A 25,072-nucleotide genomic window follows, 5' to 3' on the forward strand; every position below is an offset into this window, starting at 1 on the left:
GGCGACCGGGTCGAGGCGGTGTGCGTGTGTGCGCGTCGGCCAATCGGGCGTCGGTCTCGTAGGAGTCGAGCAAGAACTGCCGGCATCCCCCTCCTCCGCCCGCACATCCAAAACTCCTCCTGATCCGACCGATCGACTCTCGTCCACTTTCCGCACATCCGCCCAGGCCCGATTGGCGGGCCCCATCGAGACGCACGACCCAGACCCACGGGCGCGCCGCCTATGGCCCGCGGTTCGACCGACATAAGGCAGAATCTATGGACTTCGCCGTCAGCTTCCCCTCCCCGGGCGTGATCCTGCTGAAGGGTCCTGAGCTATTCCGGGACACCGACTCGCCAGACTGCCGCCGGTTCCTTGACTGCATCTTCCAGGCGCCCGAGGTGAGCCACGTCGAGATCCGACGGGCCGAGGCCGAGTTGAGGTTCTGCCCCAGGACACACAGCCTCAAGGACGTCGTCCGTCGCGTCTGCTCGTTCCTCGCCCCCAAGCCGGTGCCAGCCCCTGTTCATGTCCATGTCCGGGAGGTCGAGGTCGAGGTCCCCGCTTTCACCTTTGCGTATGCGGGCGGAGACGGCTCGTCGGGCGGCCCCGACCACGGCAGCAGCTACGTCTTCGAGCCCGAGTACGAGAACGCGTACGAGAACGGGCACACCAACGGCTCCCACCTTCCCAACGGCTCCCACCTTCCGCACGCCAGCGGGGCGTCCGGCGGCCCTCAGAACGAGACGCGTGGTCCCCTGATCGCGCGGCCCGACACGGCCCGCGACCGCAAAGGGGTGGTCCGCTACTATCGCCACGACTCGGTCGTCTCGGGCTGGGAGGTCAAGCTCGACCGGCCGGGCAGGCTCAAGGTCAAGAACCGGGTGCTCTACCGCAAGCAGGAGCTCTGCCAGGCGATCGAGCGCGAACTGGTGAGCGTCCTGGGCGTCGACAAATATCAATCGAGCTCGATGAGATGCACCGTCCAGGTCGACTACGACCCGCACGAGCTGACCAGGCGGCAGGTGATCGAGATCCTCGACTCGGCGCTCGCTGGCGCCGAGAATCCGTCGAAGCTCGACAAGCTCGACCTGCACTTGCCCATCTGCACCGCGTCGCTGCCGCTGGCCGCCCTCGCCCAGTTCGCCATGCCGCCGCTGCTGCCGGTCGCCGCGGTGGTCTTCGCCTACACGTCGATCCCGACCTTCAGGGAGGCTCGGGCCGTCCTGGTCGACGAGCGTCGCTTGGGCGTCGACGTTCTGGACGCCATCGTCGTCGTCGGCTGCCTGGGGACGATGTCCATCTTCCCGGGGGCCATGCTCTGCTGGTGCCTGGGCCTGGGCAAGGTGCTGGTCAAGCGGACGCAGGACAACTCCAAGAAGCTGCTGCTGAACGCGTTCGGCAAGCAGCCGCGCTATTGCTGGCTGTACAAGGACGGCGTCGAGGTGCAGGTCTCGCTGGATAAGCTCCAGCAGGCCGACGTCATCGTGGTCAACACCGGCGAGGTCGTGCCCGTCGACGGCGTGGTCGTCGAGGGGATGGCCATGATCGACCAGCACGCCCTGACCGGCGAGTCGACCCCCGCCGAGAAGGGGGTTGGCGACCGCGTCTTCGCCTCGACCCTGATGGTCGCCGGCAAGATGTACGTCTCGGTCGAGAAGTCGGGCAGCGACACCGCCTCGGCCAAGATCAGCCAGATCCTCAACGACTCGGCCGGCTACAAGCTCAGCTCGCAGCACAAGGGCGAGGTCATGGCCGACCGCGCGGTTATCCCGACCCTGGCCATCGGCGCCGTGGGCATGGCCACCATGGGCCCGGCCGGGTGTGTCGCGGTGCTCAACAGCGACTTCGGCACCGGCATCCGCATGGCCGCCCCACTGGCCATGCTCTCCAGCCTGGCCCTGTGTGCCAACAAGGGGATCCTGGTCAAGGACGGCCGGGCCTTGGAGCTGATGAACGAGATCGACACCGTCCTCTTCGACAAGACGGGCACGCTCACCCGCGAACGCCCCGAGGTCGGCCGGATGATCGCGTCGGAGGGCTTCGACGGCACCCAGATCCTCCGCTATGCCGCGGCCGCCGAGAAGAAGTTCCACCACCCCATCGCCCTGGCCATCCTCCACAAGGCCCGCGAGCTGGGCCTCGACCTCCCCTCGATCGACGACACCCAGTACAAGGTCGGCTACGGGATCACCGTCCACCTGGAGGGGCACACCGTCCTGGTCGGCAGCAAACGGTTCATGGAGCTGGAAGGCATCGGCATGACTCCCGAGGTGGCCGAGGCGCTCGAGGCCTCGCACCTGGAAGGCAACACGATGGTCATGGTCGGGGTCGACGGCCGCCTCGGCGGGGCCATCGAGCTGCAATCGGCCGTCAGGCCCGAGGTCAAGGACATCGTCGCCGGCCTGCGCAAGCGCGGGGTCAAGCACCTGGCGATCATCTCGGGCGACCACGAGGCGCCCACCCGCAAGCTGGCCGAGCAACTGGGCATGGACCGCTACTTCGCCCAGGTCTTGCCGGCCGACAAGGCCGATTACGTCGCCAAGCTCCAGGCCGAGGGGCGCAAGGTTTGCTTCGTCGGCGACGGGATCAACGACTCGATCGCCCTGAAGAAGGCCAACGTCTCGATTTCCCTGCGGGGTGCCTCGTCGATCGCCACCGACACCGCGCACATCGTCTTCCTGGAAGAGGGCCTGTCCAAGCTCTGCGAGCTGAAGGACATCTCCAGGGAACTTGACCGCAACGTCAAGCGGAGCTGGCAGTTGATCCTGGCGCCCAATATCCTCTGCATTGCGGGCGTCTTCACGCTAGGCTTTGGCATCATGGCCTCCGTCATCACCAACAACGTCGCCGCCATGGCCGCGCTAGGCAACGGGCTCCTGCCCCTCCGCCAGATCGCGCAGGTCGAGGCCGAGCGGCGGCACAAGCGAGAACTCAGGCAGGCCCATGCCCTGGAAAGAAACGCTGTTTGAGCGGAAGTTGAAGCGGCCCGTCGACGGGCCGCTCCGCAAGGACGTCGAGGACGTCTACCAGCGGAGGCGCGGGGAGATCCCCATCTCCACCGACCTCAGCTGGCACCCGGAGAAGCCGGAATTCACCATCCGGTCGAAGCTGCTCTCCTTCATCGTCCGCTTCACCCAAGACCAGCGCATGGTGGTCGAGGCCGAGCTCTCTCTGGCCGCCAAGCTGATGGCCACCGACGCCAACCGCCGTCAGGCCGTCGCCTTCATCGAGTCGATCGCCGACGACCTGAAGATCTGACCCGACCGACCCCCGGGGGGAGCGCCCGCCATGTCAGAAAACGCCAACGCCGTCGAAGACAGGCCGGCCGACTCTCCCCCCAAGGGGGGCGTCGACCTGAACATGCGCGACCATCACTGGAACAACCCGCCGGGACCGCACGAGAAGCGGTTCAACTACTTCCTCGTCGACTCGGGCTGGAACCACGCCGTCTCCAAGATGGTCCGGTCCTTCTTCCCCACCTACTTCAACGCCCACACGCCCGACTCTCTCTACATTCTCACTCCCGAGCAGTCGATGCTGATCCTCCAGCGCGACCCCGAGCTCATCGGCCGAGACCCGATCATCCTCGTCTACGACCTCTACGCCTCCAACCATCGGGGCGCACGCGGCTACCGCGGCTTCCGGCTCAACCTCGGCCTCATTCGGAGCCCCGAGCAGGCCATGGCCCGGCTCCAGGAGTTCGTCCGCTTCATCGCCGTCCACCGCTCCTCCCAGCACCTCGAGGGCGAGGTCCGCAGGGAGCTCCACCGCGAGGGGATCGATGGCATGGTCAAGATCCTCCGCGAGGCGACCACCGAGCTGCTCTAGCCACGCGGCCCTCCGAGGCCCGTCGACCGAACCATCCGTATCCGTGTGAGACCCCCGATGAACGCCGAAGAACTGCCCATCCTGCCGATCATCGCCGTCACGCTGGCCACCCTCTATTTCGGCTACGAGGTGGAGAAGCGCCGCAACCGCCTTCGGAACATCTTCGACACCTTCGACAAGACCGAGAGCCGAGTCGCCTCCGTGCTTGAACGCCTCGTCGAGAGCGGCCAGCTCACCCCCTACCGCGCCCCCTGATCCCCCCGTTGCCACGCGTTCGATTCGCAAGCCCGCAACGCCTCTGCTGAGCTGACTGCGTTCATGCTGACGCTCTGCGAACGCATGACATCCGGTGCTTATTCGAGGGATGCACGTGTCTATCGCCCGGCCCGCCCCCAAACCCTCGACGCTCGCCGGACCGGTTGCCCTGCGCGACGGGGTCGTCTGCCTGCGCGATCGGGCGGCCTTCGGCCCCCTTGCCGACGAGCCGAGTGACCGCCTCGTAAGGCTGGCCCTGGCACTGCCCGAAGTCCGCTCGGTCGCCATCAACCGGGCCACAGGCACCGCCACGATCCGCCACAAGCCTGCGGCCGGCTTCCACGCCCGGCTTGCCTCGGCCATCCGCGGCGAAGGAGTCGTGCTGCCCCTTCCGCCCGGCCCGGCGCTCGCCCCCGAAGGCGAGACCGACTACATCGCCAGGAGGCTGGGCGACGCGGCGACCACCTGGGATCTCGTCCACGTGGCCGAAGGCCGGGTCCGCCTGCGGCACGAACGCCTGACCCGCGACCTCGAGTTCGCCGAGGAGCTCACCCGCCGCCTCCGCGAGCTGCCGGGCGTCACGCGAGTTGGGGCCAATGCGATCACCGGCAGCGTCCTGATCGAGTACCGGCCCAGGTTGGTCACTCTCACCGGGCTGGCCAACGCCGCCGAGCGTTGCCTGCGCCCCGAGCCTGCCGCGCCGCAGCTCTTGAAGCCGCCGAAGCCGGTCCGCCTCGGCCCGGCCAATGCGACGCTTGGCATCGCGATGCTCGGCGAGCTGGCCCTGCCGGCGCTGCTACCGGTGAGCGCCATGCTGCTCATCGGCACCAACATCAAGATCTTTCGCGCCGCCGCCGCCCAGATCCGCGCGGGTCAGTTCGGCCTGCCGGTGCTTTACGCGGTGATCGTCGGCACCACGCTGGCCAGCGGACAGTTCTTCGCCTCGGCCCTGATGAGCTGGTCGCTCCGCTACTGGGAACGACGGCTACGCGGCGACCTCGCCGAGCATCGTCACCAGCTCCTGCACCGCGAACAGGCCGGCTTCGCGCGTCGGTTCGACCCGACAACCGACCGCGAGGTGCTCATCGAGGCCTCGCTCCTCCAGGTCGGCGATCGCCTGAACGTCGGCCCCGCCGAGATCATCCCGGCAGACGGCCGCGTCGACGCCGGCGAGGCCATCGTCGACGAGCGATCGGTTCGCGGCCTGGAAGGGGTCACGCGCAAGCGGGCCGGGGACCGCGTGCTCGACGGCTCAACCGTGCTGACGGGCACCCTCACCGTCGAGGTCAGCCGCCTGGGCGACCGCACCCACGACTCGGGCGTGCGCCGCGCCATGCTGGCGGCAACCACTCCGGACCGCGGGTCCACAGCCCCCACCCGAGACGCGGAGGCCTTCGCCACGCGGGCCGTCGTCCCCACCCTGGCCACCGCCGGCTTCGGCCTGCTTGCCGGCGACCTTGGTGTTGCCGGCGCGATTTTAAGACCCGACTACGCGACCGGCCCGGGCATGGCCGTACCGCTGGAAACCCTGCGAGACGTGGCCCTCTGCGCCCGCAGGGGGATTATCGTCCGCCAGCCCGACGCCCTCGCCCGACTCGCCGAGGTCGACCTCATCCTGGTCGACGATCACCCCATGCTCGCCCGCCCCGAGCTGGAAGTCGCTCGCATCACCACCAAGATGCCAGAGGACATCCTGCTCCCCCTGGCCGCAGCCGCCTTGCGTCACCTGGACGACGAGCGGGCCCACGCCCTGATGGCCGCTTGCCGGGCCCGCACGCTCTCCGTCTTCAAGCTGAATCCGACCCATTTCGATCGCGGCGTGACCATCACCTACGGCGACCACCAGATCCGGGTCGACGACCAGGACCCCGCCGGCGGTCCGATGGGCCCGATCGCCGTGGAGGTGGACGGCACCCTCGTCGGCCTGCTCGAGTTCCGCCGCTCGGCACGCCCCGAGGCCGCCGAGGCGATCCGCCGGATGCAGGCCCTGGCCCCCGTGCCGATGGCGTTCCTCTCTTCGCGACCCCAGGACGAGGCCGTCGCCCTGGCCGCAGCCCTGGGCATCCCCATCGCCCACGGCGACACAACACCCGAAGCCGCCGCCACACTGATCCGTGACGCCAAGGCCAGGGGTAGGCGTATCGCGTTCGTCGGCGACTGCCGCCGCTCGACCCTCGCGGCCGACGCCGCCCACGTGGCGATCGCCCTCCTTGATGACCGGGATGAGGACCTCGACGCCGGCCGCGCCGGAATCTTCATCCAGGGGGGACGCCCCGGCCCGCTCGCCGACCTCTGGAAGATCGCCGGGGCCCACCGTGACCGGGTTCGGGAGGCCCACCGCCTCATCCTGGTCCCGAATCTATTCTGCATCGCCGGAGCCTTCTTCTTCGGCTTCACCAGCCTGGCGTCCGTTCTGGTGAGCAACCTGGGGACCTACGGCCTCTATCGCCGGGCCACCGACTCGCTCCGAGACCTGGACGAGCCCGCAACGCGTCGGGCCCTCGGGCAGTTCGCCCTAGCCCCGGCCGGCGATCGAGTCCCCGGGCTGTCGTAAGATGAATCCCGCCATCGAGCCCACGATTGACTCATCGGGCAACTCCCCGCCGCCACCGCCGACCGACTCTCACGCGTCCCCTCGCAGGCCGGAGCCCACGATGTCCATTGCCATGCCCGAGAACGCCGGCGACCCCCTCGAAGTCAGCCCCGCCGACCGCCTGGGCAAGCTCCCGCGCGAGCTGGGCATCTTGCTCGTCTCCGTCGGGGCCGTCGGCACGCTCCTGCCCGGCATCGTCGGGGCCCCCGCCATCGTCGCCGGCGGCCTGGTCCTCTGGCCCACCGCGTTCGGCCGGGTCGAAGGCTGGCTCCGCCGCACCTGCCCCGACATCCATCGCCAGGGCTTCAACCAGATCGGCCGCTACCTCGACGACATGGGCCGCCGCTACCCCTGGGCTGACTGACCCGGCCCTCTTCCCATCCCCTGCCAGGTCCTCGCGCGATCCATCCCCTTTGGCAATTCGACCCAGCGAGCATCCCCGGCCCAACGAACCCACTCTCGCTCGCGTCGGCCGACTTTGAGGATTCTCTGGATTAATCCGGCAACTACAGCCGATCTCCTCAATCTGGCGGGATGCGTCCATCCGTCCGAACCGAGGTGTCTCGATTGGCCCGAAGTCAGACCAGGCATCCACTCGTCGCCACATTGGCCCTGGCAATCGCCGGGATGCAAGGATGCGCCACTCTGGCGCCGAAAGCCGGGGGCAAGCCCGCCGAGACGGTCCGACTCCAGGACTCGGGCGCCCCGACACTCACCCTGCCCGCCCTGCCGGAGCCCGACCGGCGCGCCTCGCTCGATGATCCCGTCCCCCTCTCGCGCAACGACCCGGAGGACAAGGACGAGGACGAGCCCGTGTTCCCGGACATTCACTCCGATCCGCTTGCGGGCTCGTCGATCCCAGAGTCGGAGCGCGACCCCTTCCTCTTGCCCTGGGCCGTGAACCTGATCCACCATGACCGATGGCGGATGGAGGAAGGCCCCAGCGAGAGCCGGCTCGACCGATTCCGGCGCCAGGCCAGGGCCGACGTCCGCGACCCCGGGCCCGATACCGCCAATTTCCCCAACGGCGCGTACACCTTGCCCAAAGGTCGGGCCTACCTCGAGACCTCGCCCGTCGGCTTCTACGCCGGCTCGCGCGGGGCGCCTCGCCAGTACAACTGGGAGTTCCTGCTCCGCTACGGGCTGACCGATAGCCTCGAATTCCGCATCTTCTCCAGCGGCTTCACCGCCACGGGCGGGAATCACCCGACCAGCGGCTTCTCGCCGTTGGCGTTCGACATCAAGGCGCACTTCTGGGATGAGAACCGCAGGTATTTCATCCCCGCTGTCGGGGCCGAGATCTATCTTCAGACCCAGTTCGGCTCTCCGGCCTACAACGGTGGCGTTCAGCCATCGATCAACCTGCTGCTGGACAACACGTTGCCGCTCGAGCTCAACCTCGAAACCAACTTCGGCATGACCGGAGCGCAGGACTCGAAGGGTGCCATCGCCTACCAGTTCAGCTACCAGTGGGCCCTGGAGCGCGAGGTGGCCGACGGCCTCGTGGTCTTCGTTCACGGCTTCTACAACGCCGCGGCCCTCCCCCGGATCACCAACTTCCAGGGCCTTGCCCCCGGCAACAGCTTCCCGAACATCAACGTCGTCGGCGCCGGCACCACCTGGGCAGTCAACGATCGCATCGCCATCTTTGGCAGCTACAACTTCGGGACGACCCCGGAATCACCCCAGACCATCGCCCTGCTCGGCTTCGCCATCGCACTCTGAGAGGCCTCGGGCGTTGCCCTGAAACAACGCCGAGGGCCCACGAGTCGGCGGGGCGACCGACCCCGAGATCGAGGCGGATTCTTTTGGTCGCGCCCTCATCGCTGAGTTAATCTAGGAAGAGTTGGGCGATCAAGACAACGTGGCCCCGTCGCATGCGGCCATGCAGTTCAACCCTTTTCTCGGTCGAGGTAGTCCGATGTCTGAAGAGTTCCACGAAGCGGGATCGAACAACGTCGCACAGGCCGCCGACACCCTGGAGATGGTCAGGAGCGGAGCCCGCCAGGGGGCGGCCGATGCCCGTGACGTCGCCAATCGCGTCTGGGACGGTGCCGGCCTCTTCTTCTGCCGGTTCCTCTACACGACCAGCTACACCCTCTCGTACGGCGTAGTCTTCCCCGCCACCCTGCTGGCCCGGTCGATCCCCCGCGAGAACTCCGCCGTCCACGGTTTCATCGACGGAGCCAGGGCCGCCCGTGAGAAGGTCGACCAGGTCCTCGAGACCAGGTCGGAACACCACTCGCTGATCATCACCACCGTCTGAGCCAGTTCCCTCGGCCAGCAGATATGGCATCGGCCTCGAACGACGGCTCCCTCAGATCGAAGGGTCTTGCGGAGCCGTCCCTGAATTCACACTCGCAATCTTCACGCGACGCACAAAGAACGAGCACAACGTTCACGTCATCAGCAAAAACAGACTTCAGCGAGCCGAAGGCTAGTTCTCCACGCGATCAAATGTCTCTTTATCACTGAGTAGCCGGCCTAACACCCTCCGATCCGCCCAAAACCGCCGCACTTCATGCCATTATTTTGGGCTTCGACTGCAATGCGCCGCCCGACCTGACCAATTCCCTCACAAGCTAAGTGAGTGGTGTACGGCAACTTGGCACCGATTGCCCGTGCATGCACCCTTTCGGTACACCTCTTGCGTTAGGAGTCATCAACCTCGCGGCGTGGAGCCGCGGGGATGACACGACGGAGTGCCCTCTCCGGGCCCGCAACGCTCCTCCCAAACGCGGTCCCGAGCACATGTCTCGCTCCCATCCGTGCCGGCCGGCGATCGGACGAAGGCCCCCAAACGGGTCCCGATCTCGGGTCGAAGCACCGAGTCCCCGACGCGAGTTCTCCCTGCAATGAGGATGTCAATCGTCCCCAGTCGGACCACCGACGCGCCCGTTCTGCGCGCCAAGACCACCGGTGATCGATTCCTGAAGGCCCTGATCTTCGCCAGCGCCGGGCTCACCGGGCTTTCCATCGCCATGTATGGCGGACTGGCCTCGTGGGTTTCCGAAGATCTGGACCTGCGGCATGTCCACTCGGGACTGGCCCAGGCGGCCTTCTTCGCGGGCAACCTGCTGGCCGTCTGGCTGATGGGGCGGGCCTTGCGGGCCAACCCGTCGCCGGGCCGGCTCTGGCTGATGGCGCTGTCGTTCACGGCGATGGGTAGCCTGGCCACCGGGACGCCCAGCTTCGCGCTGCTCGTCTTCGGCCGGTTCGTGGCGGGCATGGGGCTCTCCAGCACCACGCTGGCGCTGACCGCCCTGATCGTGGAACGCTGGCCGGCGGAACGGACGCGGATGCTCAACCTGATGCACGCGTGCACGGCGACGGCCGCGGCCCTGGCGCTTGGCGGCGGTCGTTCGCTGGCCGAGGGGCTCGGCGGTTGGATGCCCGTCTTCTGGCTCTGCGCCCTGGCGGGCGGCCTCACCGCCGTCGGCCTCCGATTCGTGGACCTCAGCCCTGTCGAGGAAGTCTCCGACGAGGAGACGGGCTTCGCCGAGGAGTTCGACGCCGATCGGCCCCCGGTTTCGCTGGCCCGGATCATCGGCATCATGGGAGCCTATGTGGCGATCGAGCAGGCGCTCACCGTGTTCCTGCCCGCCCTGGCCGAGACGGCATTGAACCTGTCGCCGGCACGTGCCTCGCTGGCCGGGGCCGTGATGTGGGCGGGCGTGATCGTCGGCCGGCTCGGCTCCGCGGCGCTCCGCACGCTGCCCGAGCGGCCGACCCTGATCTTCGGCTCGCTCGGCATGGGTGCCAGCGTCCTGCTGGCCATGGTGCAGACCGAATGGTGGACGATGGCCCCGCTCATCTTCGCCGCGGGCGTCTTCGGTGGCCCCCTGATCCCGACCGGCTACGGCCTGGCCTCGCGCTCCAGGTCGGTCTCGCGCCCGCTGGCCATCAGCCTCTGCCAGGTCGGCACCGGCCTGGGCGGCCTGGCCGGCCCGACCTTCGTGGGCCTGGCCGGCGACGGCTGGGGCCTGCAAGCCGGCCTGACCTGCGTGGCGCTCACCGCCCTGGTCGCCGGCCTCGGCCTAGCGCTTCCAGCCCAGCTGGCCTCGACCGGCGAGGATGACGACGCCGTCACCTCGCCGTCGTTGAATCTGGCCGAGGCCGCCTGACGCCTCGGGGGATTTCCCCGAACGTTCGCCACCGACGCGGGGTGCCTACCGGCCCCGCGTCGGTTTGCGTAGATTGGATGGCTCAATCCGCCCGCGCCCTCAAGGCCTGGAATTCCCCCCTCTGAAACCGGAGAGCCCTGCGGAGAGTATCCTCGTTGCGCGGGCACCCGCGATGCCGCGGGACCGGCCACGCCGGGGCCGCCTCGAACCCTCGGAGAGCAGCATCCATGCGACGCTTCGCAACCCTGGCAGCCGGCCTCACGCTCCTGGCCACGGCCGCCCCGGCGATGGCCGACGGGGCAGTCCCGACTTACACCAAGGACGTTTCCAGGATCCTCCAGGCGCGTTGCCAGGATTGCCACAGGCCCGGGCAGGTCGCCCCCTTCTCGCTGCTAACCTATGAGCAGGCCCGCAAACGAGCCAGCGACATCGGGCACGTGACCGGGGAGAAGATCATGCCCCCCTGGCCCGCCTCGACCAACGTGGGGGGGCCGTTCCGCGACGCTCGCGTGCTCTCGGACGCCGAGATCAAGACCCTGGCCGACTGGGCCGCGGCCGACTGCCCCGAGGGCGACCCCAAGGACGCTCCCGCCCCGCGCGAGTTCTCGTCCGACTGGCCGATGGGCCCCCCCGACCTCGTCGTCACCATGCCCGAACCCTACAAGCTCGAGGCCTCCGGCGACGACGTCTTCCGCGTCTTCGTCCTGCCCACCAACCTGCCCGAAGATCGCTGGATCAGGGCCGTCGACCTGAAGCCGGGCAACCGCGCCGTGGTCCACCACGTCATCGCGGGCGTCGACACGTCGGGCAGGGGACGCGAGTTGGACGCAGCCGATCCCGGGCCAGGCTATGAAGCCCTGGGCGGATTCGGCCCGGGCGTCCCCATCCGCGCCTTCCTGCCGATCTGGGTCCCGGGCTCGACCCCGCGCAACACGCCCGAGGGCTCCGGCTATGTGCTCCCCAAGGGGGCCGACCTCCTGATCCAGATGCACTACCACAAGAACGGCAAGCCCGAGACCGACGCCACGTCGATCGGCCTCTACCTGACCGACAAGCCGCAGCCGCGCGGGGTGCACACCGGGTTCGTCTTCCCCAATGTCTCGGTGCTGCAAGGCATGGCGGCCCGCGCCAAGCTTGAGGCGGCCAAGAAGGACGGCCGCAGGCCGACCTTCGACGAGATGCTGCGCGACGTGCTGGTGATCCCCGCCGGCGAGGCCCACCACGAGGTGAAGGCCAGCACCGCCAAGGGCGCCACCGTGATGGGCCGCCCGCTGCCACGAGACATCCTGCTGACCGCCGTGATGCCCCACATGCACTGGCTGGGCAAGGACTTCAACATGACCGCCGTGCTGCCCGACGAGGCGAAGACCCGCATCCCGCTGATCGAGATCAAGCGTTGGGACTTCAACTGGCAGGGCACCTACGCGTTCGAGAAGCCGATCCCGCTGCCGATGGGGACCACCTTCGAGATGAACGCCCACTTCGACAACTCGGCCGCCAACCCCGCCAACCCGAGCAAGCCCCCCCGCGAAGTGCGCTGGGGCGAGCAGACCACCGACGAGATGTGCATCGGCATCTTCGAGTTCATCAACGCCACCGACGACGACACCCCGCAGAAGAAGCCGAAGCAGGACGCCCCCAAGTCCGCCTCGCGCTGAGCCGGCCGAACGAGACCGTCTCCCCGGCGTCTTCTGATGAATGACGCCGGGGAGACCTGATTACTTCGACCGTGCGAGGGCAACCCGGCCGACGGGAGCCAGCAGCATCGCCCTCGACGCCCGGACCACCGACCGGACATACGGCACGAACCGCCGTGTCGTCGCGGTTTCCTGGCCACCGACATAGACGACCGCCGGGCTCGCCCCGGGGCTGGTGAGCGCCTTCCAGGTGATCTTCGTCGAGAAGTCCGTCCCCGGCGTGCCCCGCCCCGAATCATCGAGGGCCAGGCCATTGGTCCCGGCGAGTCCCGTCACTCCGCCGCCTACCGCCGTCAGCGTGTAGGACTTGAGAAGTTCCAGCCGACGGGCCGGCCTGAGCGTCACCGTCATCGTCGCCGAGTCATAAGCGGCCGCCACGATCGCGACCGGACGGCCGCGCGGGTCGACCAGCCGATAGTTGGCCGGGTCTTGCGCCCTGGTCGGTTCCAGCGGGCCGTCGAAGGTCAGCACGATCGTCGTCGGGGAGGCAAGCAAGCCATACCGGCTCAGCCCGGTCACCTTCGGCCCGGCGACCGTCAAATCCAGAGACGAGTTGCTCGACTCATAGAACCTGCCCTCGGAATACACCGCCCTGAACTGATGCACGCCCGGCGCGAGCGGCCCGACATCCAGGCTCGCATCGCCTTCAAACGAGAAGACAGTCCCCAGCAAGGTCGGGCCGTCGTAGAACGAGACGTTGCCGCCCGTGGTCCAGAGCCCGGAAGGGTCTTCAGACACCCGAGCATACAGCCGCGTGGATGTGCCCGTCGGCTCCGAAGTCAGGCTCGTCTTCGTGCCGATCGGCAGCACCGTCACCGAAGCCTGCATCGACGACTCGGCCGGCGTGAAATTCGAATCGCCCGAGTAGACGGCCCGGAAGGAATGCTCGCCCTTGGCCAACGACGTCACCGTCAGCGTGGCGTTGCAGGAGTATGTTTGGGGGACCATGGGCATGTTCAGCCCCGGCTCGCTGGCCAGGGTGCCCAGCAGGGTCTCGCCGTCGTAGAACGAGATGAGGCCGGTCATCCTCTCGCCGGCCTCGTGGGCGCTGAACGAAGCGTAAATCGCAACCGGCTGGCCGACGATCACGCTCCGGACATCGACAGTCAGCCATCCCCCGCTCGACAGCGACCGCGTGATCACCACGTCAACCGGGCTGGACTGGCTCGGTTCCGAGTTGCCATCTCCCCGGTAGACGGCCACGACCGCATGGGTCCCGACGGTGGGCCAGAGCGTGCGGAACTCGGCCAGGCCATTGGCCCCGATCGAGGCCGACCCGAGCAACGTGCTCCCCTCGTAGAAATCAACGAGCCCCGCTGGGTTCAGGGTCGAGGAGGTGACGCTCGCCGAGAAGCTCACCCACTCGCCCGCTGGGCTTGTTCCGGCCGATGCGACGAGCGTGGTGGCCGTCGGCGAAGGTGTGACCACCTGGGCCACGACGCCGGAGGTGCTCGTTGCGAAGTAGCCGTCCGCCAGATAGATCGCCGATAGATGATGCGTCCCGACGCCGAGGGCCGAGGTCGTCAGCGTCGCCACCCCCCCGGCGCCGATCGCCGCCGAACCAATCGCCGTCTCGCCATCCTTGAAGACGACCGTGCCGGTGGGTGCGCCGAGTATTCCGGTCGGGCTCACCGTCGCTGTAAAGCCCAGGGGAGCTCCCGCGACCGACGGACCGGAGGTCACGGCCAGAGACGTGGTCGTCGGTAGGCCCAGGACCTCCAGGTCCAGAGGTGCGGAAACACTCTTCTTATAATACGGATAATCGTAGCTGATCTGACCGACGACATAGCTGGGATCGTTGTAGGTTGCCGTGAACGAGTACGACCCGGTCGCAGGTGCCACGAACGTGAAGCTCGCGTCGCCGGACGAGTCAATCACGGCGTCGCCCAGGGCCACGTCCCCGGATCGGAAAACGATCCGACCCGAGAGGCCGGGTCGGAGTGAGTTCACATGGGCCAGCAACGTGACCGCCTGGCCGACGAGCAAGGGCCCGTTGACCGGGGCCAGAGACGTGCTCGTCTCCGCCCTACCGATCTTCTGCCACAGAAAATCGTACACGTTATTCGATGCGTCGGTCGCGATCCCGGAGACCCCATTCTCCAACATGAAGCCGAACGAGGAATCCACGAGGAAGGCGGCGTGGCCTGAAGCGTCGGTCGTCACGACCTGCTTGGCGATCGAGAACGGCCCCTGAGGTTGGTTGGGAAAGGGGCTGAAGTTATGGAAGAATTCCAGGGTGTAGGTCGTGTTGGGTGCGCCGTAGAACGTCCCCGAGATCGTCGAGATTGAGTCGACGAGGCTCAACGTCGCGGTGATCGGATAGGTCTGCGAGACATCCGCACCGCCGGCATCGGTGCTCCAGACGACCTGTGCGAATAGGCGTCCCGTCTCGGAGGCGATCAAATTGCCGGTGAGCGAGTTACCCGCGAGTTCCGGCCCGACGACCACAACCCCGACCCCACCATTCAATCCAATCGAATTGGCGAAGCCACCGCCGATCGTGTTATTCGTCCCATTGAGCCGGAGGCCGTCGCCGGCGTTGGCGATGATCTCATTGTTCTGGACGACGGCCCCGCTCACCGCGTAAAGATCGGCCCCGTCCTGGCCGTTGTGCCGGATCAGATTGCCGAGGACCACAATGCCCGTCATGCCGCGAATCACGAGCCCATCCTTCGCGTTTCCGGCGGCGGCGACGAACGGGCTCTCATCGAGGAGAAGGACGCCGATCTGGTTACTCAGGATCGAGCTGATGGCCGGCGTTCTTTGTCCGTCCTGGTCGAGGACGACGCCGTTGCCGCCATTCCGCACGACGATGTTGCGATCGGCCAGGAAATTTGGCCCGCCGATCGTCACGCCGCCGGAAGACCGCACGAGGATGCCGTCATCCGAATTGTCCGCCACATAATTGGATCGGATGATCGCGTTATCGCTCAGGTCGGCGGCGATGCCGTTGGCGAGATATAACCTGTCGTACCGGAAACTTCCCTCGACCCGGTTGCCGCTGACCACGGCGGCGGGGGACATCGAGAGGGCAATCCCGTCGGAGCCATTGTTGCCGACCGTATTGCCCCGGATCACGACCCCCGCCGAGCCTCCCACAGAGATCCCGCCGTAGGCGTTGCCGACCGGGGAGTGGTCGGCCGTCCAGCCGACGATGTTCGACTCGATCAGGTTCCATTTCGACGGGTCGGAGGCGTCCCCCTCGGCTTGACCCACGCCGATGCCTGTCCCGGAATTCGCGAAGATGACATTGTCTCGGATGATCAAATTCCTGGTCAGCGAAACCCCAATTCCGTTGCCGACATTCCGCGCGATTGTGTTCCCGAGAACCGAGAGGCCGTAGGACGTGCTGGCGTACAGGCCCGAGTCCGAGTTGCCGGCGGCGGTCCCGTCGGGCAGGATGCCCAGGAGATTGCCACGGATCGTGACATTCGACACGGTCGTCACCCTGATCCCGGAACCAAACCCATGACCCGGCGTCGACGTGAAGTTGACGATCGACAGCCCGGCGATCGTGCTGCCATCGGAGCCTGAAACGAGGTCTAGGCCGTCGCGATTGAACGATCCCTTGCCGTCGATGACGACATAGGCGGGGCCGGTTCCGCTGAAGGTGCTCTGGGTTGAGCCGTCGAGATCGATCGGTGCGCTCAGGGCCGGCAGTGGCGTCGCCCCGATCGAGATGGTCTGCAACCCGTCTGCGGCGATCTGGAAGTCGATCTTCGCCGTGTTGCCGGCGCCGGCGGCGTTGGCCTGGAGGATGGCCGCGCGGAGCGATCCGGGGGAGGGGTTCAGGTCGTCGCCGTTGTCGGCCACCGAGGTGACGTGGAAGACGGACAGGGAGAGGAGTTGCAGCCGCTCCAGGGTGTCGAAGGAGAGGCGGCGGCGGGTGTTCCGGGGCTTGGGGGCTCTGGAATTCCTGGTGTACTTCAGCGTTGAAGGGGATGCCATCAGCCCAATCTCCAAGGTGCCGGACGACCGCCCTGGCGCACCGGGAGATGGCGCAACTCGGGCGAGTCCGGCCTTCCCTGGCATGGGCGGATGGGGGGCAAACGGCCTCGCGGGATCCCTCCCGACGGCAGGCCATCCGGGCAGCGACGCCTCGGATGCCCACATGGTTGCAAGTAAGACGAGGGGAAGGCAACCCCCCAGAGCATGGCCCCGCGACACAGGATTGAAGGTCTGCGCAACGGGACGGCCCCCGGCACACCCGGGTTGGGGTGTCGGGGGCCGTCCAGGTTGTTTGTTGGCGGGTCAGGCTCGCGGTTGCGGGTTACTTGCCGCGGCGGGCGAGGGCTATCTGCTTGACGGCGAGGCGGGCGGTTGCGGCCTGCATGGCCGCCTTGGTGGCCCGGACGACCGCGTTGACGTAGGGGCCGAAGGAACCGGTGGTGGCCTTGGCCTGGCCCTTGACGTAGGTGACGGCGGGCGGCGAGTTGCGCGTCGTCAGGGTGCGCCAGCTGATCGGCGCGACAAAGTTGGATCCGGGGGTGCCGTTGCCGACCCCGTCCAGGGCCAGGCCGTCGGCGCCAGTCAGGTGGGTCGAGCCCGTGCCCAGGACCGTCAGGGTGTACACCTTGTGGATGTCCAGCCGGCGGGCCGGGGTCAGGGTGACGGTCTGCGTGGCCGCGTCGTAGGTGGCCGAGCGGATGGCGACCGGCTTGCCCCGGCCGTCGGTGATCCGGTAGTTGGCCACATTCTGGGCGGAAGCCACGTTCAGCGGGCCGCTGAATGTGAGCGAGAGCGTCGTCGGGGTGGCGTGGAAGCCGTAGCGGCTCAGGCCCACCACCTGCGGGCCGTCCGCGACAAATGCCAGGACGGCGGCGCTCGACGAGGCGTTGCCGCCGCCGGAGAAGACCGCCCTGAAGCCGTGAGCCCCGGCGGAGAGGGCCCCGATGTTCAGCGTGGCGACGCCGTTGACCACCGTCGAGGTGCCCAGGAGCGTGTCGCCCTCGTAGAACGAGACCGTGCCGTCGAGCGTCGGCGTGCCCGGCGAGGTCGCCGTGACGGCCGCGCTGAGGATGGTGGCACCCTGGGCGTTGCTGGATGCGGAGAGCGTGGTGCCCGTCGTGGCCTGGATGACCAGGACCGTGACGGGCGTCTCCGAGGTGGAGGGACTGTAGGTGGCGTCTCCCGAGTAGAGCGCCCGGATGACGTGCCCGCCCACGGAGAGCGTGGTGGTCGGGAGGCTGGCCTGGCCCGAGGCGATCGAGGCCGAGACCGACAGGCCGCTGATGCCGGTCGGGATCAGCGTCGCCGTCCCCAGGAAGGTGCTGCCATCGTAGAAGCTGACCGTGCCGGTCATCGGCGTCTGGCCCAGGGCGGTGGCCTCGAAGGTGGCCGTGAGAGTCACGTCCTGGCCATAGAACGACTGCGGGGTCGAGCTGACGACCTGCCCGCCCTCGGTTGCCACCTGCGTGACGACCAGATTGGCGGTGGACGATGTGTTGATCAGGAAGTCGGCCGCCCCCTGGAAGACGGCCGTGATCGTGTGCGTGCCGACGGCGAGCGACGAAGTGACCAGGGTGGCGACACCGTTCGCATCCACCGCTCCCGAACCGATCAAGGTCGAGCCGTCATAGAACAGGACCGTGCCGGAAACCGAACCAGTGGAGGTGGTGACGGTGGCCGACAGAGTCACCGGCTGGTTGCCCGCGACCGTTCCGGGCGAGGCGACCAGGTTGGTCGCCGTCTGGCCGAAGACCGACTGGTTGATGATCGGCGACGAGCTGACGGCGAAGAATCCGCTCCCCTGGAAGACGGCCATGATCGAGTGCGGCCCGCGGGCCAGGCTCGACGTGGTGAAGGTCGCGACTCCGTCGGGGCTGATTTCGCCGTAGCCCAGGATCGTCTCCCCTTCCATGAACGCGACGGTGCCGGTCGGGCTGCCCTGGCCGGTGACCGTCGCGGTGAACGTGACCGCCTGACCGACCGCGGAAGGGCTGACCGAGGTGGCCAGCGAGGTCGCCGACGCGGCGGTGATGACCTGCTGATCCTGGGGCGTGGAAGTCGCCTCGGCGAACAGCTCGGACGGGTTGTATGTGGCCGTGATCGCATAAGCACCGGCCGCAGGGGCCACCCCGGTGTAGGTCGCCGTCCCGTCGGCGGCCACCGTCGCGGTGCCGATGATCAGGTCCCCATATCGGAACGTGACCGTGCCGCCGAAGCCCGCGAAGGGCGAGGCCACCTGAGCGCTAAGGACGAATGCCTGGCCGGCGATGGCCGGGCCCGTCTGCGGCAGCATCGAGACCTGGGTCAGCTTCAGGGCCGTCGCGTTGAGGGAGAATTCCGACGTGTTGTCCAGCGAGTCGGTGGCGGTGGACGAGACGATCGTGCCGGGGGCCATCGTCATGGCCATGGGCAGGGTGAAGGTCGCGTTGCCGGCGACGTCGGTGGTCACCGACATGCTTCCCAGGAACGTCCGGCCCTGGCCGTGGCCCGAGGCATCGTTGGTCGGGTTGCTGAAGAACTCCAGGATGTAGTCGGACGAGGGGGCCCCGACGAGCATCCCGGCGATCGAGAGAGTGTCGGGAGAGACGGTGGCCGTGACGTCGACCGGATAATTCTGCGACTGGTTCGGCCCCGAGGGGCTGGAGCCGTTGGGAAGCGGCGTGGTGCTGCCCCCCAGGGTGATGCCCAGGCCGGCGTTGCCGTAGATCGAGTTGCGGCTGATCAGGACGCTCCGGCCGTAGTTGACCGGGGCACTGATGACGATTCCACCCGACGCGGCGGGGGCCGGCGGTGGGGTCGCCAGGACCGAGACGCCCGCGCCGCCGTTGTTGGCGATGAGGTTGGCGGCCCCGTCCATCGCACCGCCGATGGTGTCGTGATAGCCTAAGTCGGAGATGCCGTCGCCCAGGTTGGAGAGGACCTGATTGCTGCGGACCACCGAGTTCTGGGTGTATTTCAGGTTGATCCCGGACAGGGCGCTGTACCGGACCATGTTGCCCAGGATCGAGACGCCGCTGGAGGTCTCGACCTCGATGCCGTTGCGCCCGTTGCCGGTGGTCGCCGCCGAGCCGGTGCCGTCGGCCACCACGCCGATGGAGTTGCCCAGGATCGAGAGGTTCGACGAGCCGAGGAGGGCGTGGATGCCGTCGCCAGCATTCTTGACGACGACGTTGCCGTCGCCGGCGTTCGCACCGCCGACGATCGAGCTGGTCAGTCCCAGGGCGACGAGACCGTCTCCGCCGTTATGGGCGACCGCGTTGCCGGCGATCGTGACATTGACGGAGCCCGCCGCCCTGATCCCGTCGAGGCCGTTGCCGCCGGCCGTCCCATCGGCGAAGAGGCCGACCTTGTTGTTGCGGATGAGAATGTCCGAGGAGACGCCGCCGTCGGCGAACACGCCGATTCCGGACTGGCCGTTGCCCGCGATGACGTTACCGTCGGCCGGGCTGAGGCCGCCGATCGTCAGGCGAAGCGAGTTCGCGGCGTCGATGCCGCCGAAGTCATTGTGGGCGATCGTGTTCGCCCGGATGGTCAGGTCGGTCGAGTTGTAAGCGGAGATCCCATGCCCGCCGCCGCTGGTTACGTTGATCGATCCAAGTTGATGGTTGGCGGCGCCGTTGTACTCGATCGCGTTGTGGTGGAGATCGAGGTTCGAGACGGTGTCCAGACGCACGCCATGCTGTCCGTTGCCGGCCGCGGTCCCGTTCGCCAGCTCGCCGATGAAGTTGCCGAAGAGCTGGTTCTGGCCCGCGATCGTATAGAGAGCGACGCCGTCGCCTCGGTTCGATGCGACGACGTTATTGGCCAGCGTCAGGCTCGTCACCTGGGAGACCTCGACGCCGGTGCCCGTGTTGAACTCGGAGACGTTGCCGAGGATCTCGACATTCTCGGCATTCTGGACGCTGATCCCGGTGGCGTCGTTGCCGGCCGCCGATCCATCGGCCAGGACGCCGACCTTGTTGCCGAGGACCTTGATGTTGGTCGACCCGCTCTCGATGAGCGCCACGAAGATGCCGCCGCCCTCGTTGTTCGAGACGACGTTGCCCTCGCCGTCGTTCGCCCCGCCGATGGTCAGGTTGTACGCGTCGAGCACCTTGATGCCCGCGAACTTGTTGTGCAGGATCGTGTTGCCGCTGATCGTCATCGCCTCGGCGAGCTCGGCGTGGATGCCGTCGCCGCCGTTCATGGCCTGGATTTCGATCGACGACATCGTGATCCGAGGCCGGCCGCTGTACTCGATGATGTTGCCGAGGACCTGTGCGTCGGTCGTCTTGAACAGCTCGACACCGTGCCGGCCGTTGCCGGTGGTCATGAGCGTGCCGCTGCCGTCGGCCAGCACGCCGATCGCGTTGTTCTGGATCAGGATGCCGACGGCCGGGTCGGGAAACTCGCCGCTGACCTTGATGCCGTCGAAGTCATTCGACGCGATGACGTTGCCGTCGCCGAGGCCCGGCCCGCCGATGGTCGTCTGGCTCGAACCGACGACCTCGATGCCGTCGTCGGCGTTGTAGCGGACGACGTTGCCGCGGATGGTGAGCCCGTCGTTGTTCGAGGCAAAGATGCCGTCGCCGCTGTTGCCGCTGATCTCCGAGATCATCCCGGAACTGGCGCCCGTGCCGTTCACGAACAGGCCGATCGTGTTGTTGCGGACGACGTTGCCGTGGGAGACTTCCGCGCCGGCGTTATCCAGCGCCACGCCCTCGCCCCTGTTGGCGAAGATGATGTTGCCATCGTGGGCCGTCTCGCCGCCGACCGTGGTCAAGGTCGAGTCCTGGACGAACACGCCCGCCTGGTTGTAGGCGACCTTGTTGCCCGCGACGATCAGGCCCGCCAGCTCGTGGGCGTAAATCCCCTTGCCCTGGTTGCCCGTGTTGCCGCGATCGCCCGAGCCGTCGGCCCGCACGCCGATCGAATTGCCGCGGATCACGATGCCCGGATCGAAGCCGCCGGAGGACCCGAGGCCGGGGGGTTCGACGCCCCAGTTGCCGGCGACCTCGATGCCGTCTCCGCCGTTGGTGGTGATGAGATTGCCGTCGCCGGGGTACGACCCGCCCACGAAGGCCCCCTCGACGAGGCAAAGGTTGATGCCGTCGTCGGCATTGCCCGCGACGGTGTTCCCCAGGATCGAGAGATCCACGGAGTCGTCGATATCGATGCCGTCGTCGCCGTTGTAGGCGATCAGGTTGCCCAGGATTTCGACGTTGATTGTGTCCTCGATGTCAATCCCGTCGTCGCCGTTGCCGGTGAATTCGAGCGACCCGGTGCGGTCGCCGAGGACGCCGATCAGGTTCCCCTGAATCGTGACGTCGCTGGCCTTGTTGACGTCGCCGCCGGACAGCTCGATGCCGTTCTTGACGTTGGCGAACACAACGTTGGCATCGGAGGGGAGCAGGCCGCCGATGATCGCGCCGACGGGGTGGTCGAGGTCCATGCCGTCGTCGCCGTTGTACGCAACGACGTTGCCCTTGATGGTCAGGGTGGTGGCGTACTGGACGTCGATCCCATCGTCGCCATTTCCGGTCGTCCCGAGCGACCCGGTGTCGTCGGCCAGGACGCCGACCTTGTTGGCCTGGATGAGGATGTCGGCGATCCGGTCGGACGAGTCGCCGATGACGCTAATGCCGTTGCGAGTGTTGCCATACACGACGTTTCCGTCGCCCACGTTCGGGCCGCCGATCGTCACCTGCGACGAGTCCTCGACGCGAATGCCCTGCTTGCCACCGTGGGCGACCGAGTTGCCCAGGACGTTGAGGCCGGACGCGTGAGTGACCCTGATGCCGTCGTCGCCGTTGCCGGCCGCAACGTCACCGGGCAGGGTGCCGATCGCGTTGCCCTGGATCAGGTTGTTCGCCGAGATGACGCCGCTGTTGCCCTGGACGTCAATGCCGCGGAGTTGGTTGCCGGCGATGACGTTGCCCGCCCCGACGGCCGGACCGCCGATCGTGGTTGCCTGGGACGCGGAGACGCGGACGCCATTGCCAAGGTTCCCGCCGATCACATTGCCCTGGACCTGGAGTCCGGACGTCTGGATGGCATTGATGCCCGAGCCGAGGTTCGCTTCGAGCGTGCCGTCGGCCAGGATGCCGATGCGATTCCTGGCGATCCGGACGCCGGCCAGCAGGCCCGAGTTCGTCTCGATATGCACGCCGTCGCCGCCGTTGCCGACGATGACGTTGCCGAGCGTCGTGCCGATCTGCACGCCCGACGACCGAACATCGATGCCGTGGATGGAGCTTTGACGGATCGTGTTGGCGTCGATGGTGAGCGCGCCGGTCACCGGCGCAACGGAGATCCCGCTGCCCCCGGAATCATGGAAATAGTTACCGATGATCTGGTCATCGATGCCACGCAGCCCGATGGCCCTGATCCCGTCGCCGCCGCTGGAGGCGACGGTATTGCCGGTGATCGTCACCGACGCCGCCCCCAGGAGATTGATGCCGTGACCTCCGCTCTGGGCCACGACATTCCCGAGGATTCTCAGATCGCTGGCCGAGGCGAAGGGAACGGAGATGCCGTCGCCGCCGTTGCCCTCGCCCGCGATGAAGAATCCGGCCTGCATCGTCCCGATCAGATTGCCTTGGATCAGGTCGATCGATCCGGCGGCCCCTGCGCCTGAAAGGGCCAGGCCGGTGGTGGCATTGCCGGCGATGGTGTTGCTGTCGACTGTGATCCCGATCGAGTCGAGGATTGTGATCCCGCCATTCGCGGTCTTGACGACGAGATTGCCCAGGACCTCAAGACCGTCGATAAGCCTGGCACTGATGCCCGAATTGCCCGCGCCCAGCGCGTTGGCAAATGTTTCATCGAGTCGCATACCGATTCGATTATTCTGGATCGCGAAATTCTGGTTGTGCTCGGTCGGAGTGCCGTCGATGACGATTCCGACCCCACTAAGGCCGGCGATGACGTTGCCGTCGCCTGCGGTCAGCCCGCCGACCGTGGTCGAGAGAGTCGAGATGGCCTCGATGCCCCCGAAGTCGTTGAAGAGCAGAGAGTTGCCCCGGACCGAAGCGCCCGAGGTATGCTTGAGGTAAATCCCGCGGATCATGTTGCCGCTGGTGTGATTCGAGCCCGTGCCGTCAGCAAAGGCGCCTATGTTGTTGCCCTGGATGAGGTAGCCGGTCGCGGGCGTCGCGTAGCTCTGGCCGACCAGCTTGACCCCGTACCACCCGTTGGCCGAGATGAGATTACCGTCGCCGGCCGCCGATCCGCCGATCATGAGATTCGTCGGCGTGCCCGCGACCGTGGTCGGGAGGACGGTGCCCGATCCGTCGGTGTAGAGGGTCTCGATGCCATCGCCGGAGTTGCCCAGGGCCGCCTGCCCCACTGCGTTGACGCCGATGTAGTTGCCCTGGATGGTGATGAAATCGGCATTGCCCGTGATCAGGATGCCGTCGCCCCCGTCCAGCGGTCCGCCGAAGCCCTGGTTGCCCGAGATCACGTTGCGGTCGGCGAGGGTGGCCCCGCCAATCGTGACGTGGTCAGCCCCGGCGATCAGGATGCCGGTCTGGTTGCTCAGCGAGGCCGTGCCGGCCGCGTTGGTGCCGATCAAGTTCCCTTTGATCGTCGTGGTCGTGGTGGCGACGAGCCCGGCGATGGCCGTGAAGGAGCCGGCGATGTCGGCCGGGCGCGTCGTCAGCACGATGCCCGAGCCGCCCGAGCCCGAGACGAGGTTGCCCTCGATCGCGGTCGCCGTGGTGCCCGACAGGCCGATGTTGAATCCGGACTTGTAGCCGGGGGCGCCCGACGTGGTGGCCCCGCCGTTGGAGACGATCGCGGTGCCGGCTGCGTTGGTGCCGAGGAAGTTCCCGGCGATGATCGTGGACGAGACGGATGCGTTCGGGCCGGTACCGTCGACCAGCACCAGGATGCCCCCCTGGCCGTTGCCCGCGATGACGTTCCCCTGGCCCGCCACGGTCCCGCCGATGGTGGCGGAATGGCCCTGGACCAGCACGCCCAGGGTGTTGCCGGCGCCCGTGGTGCCGTCGGCCTCAAGGCCGATGTAGTTGCCCTGGACAGTCACATTGGTGACGCCGTCCTCGATCCAGATCCCTGCGCCGCCGTCGCTTCCCGACCGGGCGAAGTTGACGATCGAGAGCCCCTTGATCGTGCTGCCGTCGGCCCCGACGCCCAGCCTCAGACCATTCTGGCCGGAGCCGCCCGAGATCTGGATGAGCGGCGCGCCCGCGTAGGAGCCGCCCCCCTGGCTGTAGCCGTCGACGACCGTCGGCTTGACGATCGCGGGCAGCTCATACGTCGAGTCGATGCCCAGCACATGCGTGCCCGCGCCGCTGATGCTGAAGTCGATCACGGCATCGTCGCCGGCGACGACCGCATTGGCGGCGACAATCGCGGCGCGGAGCGAGCCGGTCGTCGGGCTGGCATTGTCGCCGTTGTCGGTGGCCACGGAGACGGTGAAAATCTGAGTCGCCAACAGTTGCAGTTTTTCCAGCGGCTCGAAGGCGAGCTGCCGCCGCGCCCGCTTGACCCGACCGTCCCGCTCGGCCCTGATCGACTTCGGTGACGGATTCCAACCCTTGGACAACGACATCGGGTGCATCTCCGGTGCTTTGCGGTAGATCTCGCCCGTCGGTTGGCCCGACGAAGCGCGAGGAGGGCCCGGCCCGAGGGGATCTCCCGCAGGT

General features: G+C 67.4%; 12 protein-coding genes. 10 read left to right on the plus strand and 2 right to left on the minus strand.

What is annotated here, in order from left to right; translation table 11 throughout:
* The first annotated feature begins 257 nt into the window (after positions 1 to 257).
* The 10 genes from EP7_RS25690 (at position 258) to EP7_RS25735 (ending at position 12,440) form a co-directional block, all read left to right on the plus strand.
* Positions 258 to 2,951 (plus strand): heavy metal translocating P-type ATPase, encoded by a 2,694-nt coding sequence (locus EP7_RS25690; protein WP_463525099.1) that lies wholly within the window; start codon positions 258 to 260, stop codon positions 2,949 to 2,951.
* Complete coding sequence (locus EP7_RS25695) at positions 2,926 to 3,240, plus strand: hypothetical protein (RefSeq protein WP_463525100.1); 315 nt, start codon at positions 2,926 to 2,928, stop codon at positions 3,238 to 3,240. The genes EP7_RS25690 and EP7_RS25695 overlap by 26 nt, the downstream gene beginning before the upstream one ends.
* 30 nt (positions 3,241 to 3,270) lie before the next feature.
* Positions 3,271 to 3,810, plus strand: coding sequence for a hypothetical protein (locus EP7_RS25700; RefSeq protein ID WP_463525101.1), 540 nt, complete (start codon positions 3,271 to 3,273; stop codon positions 3,808 to 3,810).
* 57 nt (positions 3,811 to 3,867) lie between these two features.
* Complete coding sequence (locus tag EP7_RS25705; RefSeq protein WP_463525102.1) at positions 3,868 to 4,065, plus strand: hypothetical protein; 198 nt, start codon at positions 3,868 to 3,870, stop codon at positions 4,063 to 4,065.
* Positions 4,066 to 4,180: 115 nt separating this feature from the next.
* Positions 4,181 to 6,619: a P-type ATPase actuator domain-containing protein gene (locus EP7_RS25710; protein WP_463525103.1), complete on the plus strand. Its 2,439-nt coding sequence runs from the start codon at positions 4,181 to 4,183 to the stop codon at positions 6,617 to 6,619.
* A 100-nt stretch (positions 6,620 to 6,719) separates the two neighbouring features.
* A complete protein-coding gene (locus EP7_RS25715) occupies positions 6,720 to 7,022 on the plus strand; it encodes a hypothetical protein (RefSeq protein ID WP_463525104.1) in 303 nt (100 codons plus the stop codon).
* A gap of 203 nt (positions 7,023 to 7,225) precedes the next feature.
* Entirely contained in the window at positions 7,226 to 8,383 is a 1,158-nt protein-coding gene (locus EP7_RS25720; RefSeq protein WP_463525105.1) for a hypothetical protein, read from the plus strand.
* A gap of 196 nt (positions 8,384 to 8,579) precedes the next feature.
* On the plus strand, positions 8,580 to 8,924 hold the full coding sequence (locus EP7_RS25725) for a hypothetical protein (RefSeq protein ID WP_463525106.1): 345 nt from the start codon (positions 8,580 to 8,582) through the stop codon (positions 8,922 to 8,924).
* A 589-nt stretch (positions 8,925 to 9,513) separates the two neighbouring features.
* On the plus strand, positions 9,514 to 10,782 hold the full coding sequence (locus EP7_RS25730; RefSeq protein WP_463525107.1) for an MFS transporter: 1,269 nt from the start codon (positions 9,514 to 9,516) through the stop codon (positions 10,780 to 10,782).
* A 227-nt stretch (positions 10,783 to 11,009) separates the two neighbouring features.
* Positions 11,010 to 12,440 (plus strand): ascorbate-dependent monooxygenase, encoded by a 1,431-nt coding sequence (locus tag EP7_RS25735; RefSeq protein ID WP_463525108.1) that lies wholly within the window; start codon positions 11,010 to 11,012, stop codon positions 12,438 to 12,440.
* Positions 12,441 to 12,500: 60 nt separating this feature from the next.
* On the opposite strand, the gene EP7_RS25740 is transcribed toward EP7_RS25735, so the two are convergent.
* On the minus strand, positions 12,501 to 16,427 hold the full coding sequence (locus tag EP7_RS25740) for an Ig-like domain repeat protein (RefSeq protein ID WP_463525109.1): 3,927 nt from the start codon (positions 16,425 to 16,427) through the stop codon (positions 12,501 to 12,503).
* Between the two features lie 322 nt (positions 16,428 to 16,749).
* Positions 16,750 to 24,978, minus strand: a complete 8,229-nt coding sequence (locus EP7_RS25745; RefSeq protein WP_463525110.1) for a beta strand repeat-containing protein — start codon at positions 24,976 to 24,978, stop codon at positions 16,750 to 16,752.
* Between the last annotated feature and the right edge of the window lie 94 nt (positions 24,979 to 25,072).

It is taken from the genome of Isosphaeraceae bacterium EP7 (assembly GCA_038400315.1).
In the GTDB taxonomy this organism is placed as follows: Bacteria; Planctomycetota; Planctomycetia; order Isosphaerales; family Isosphaeraceae; genus EP7.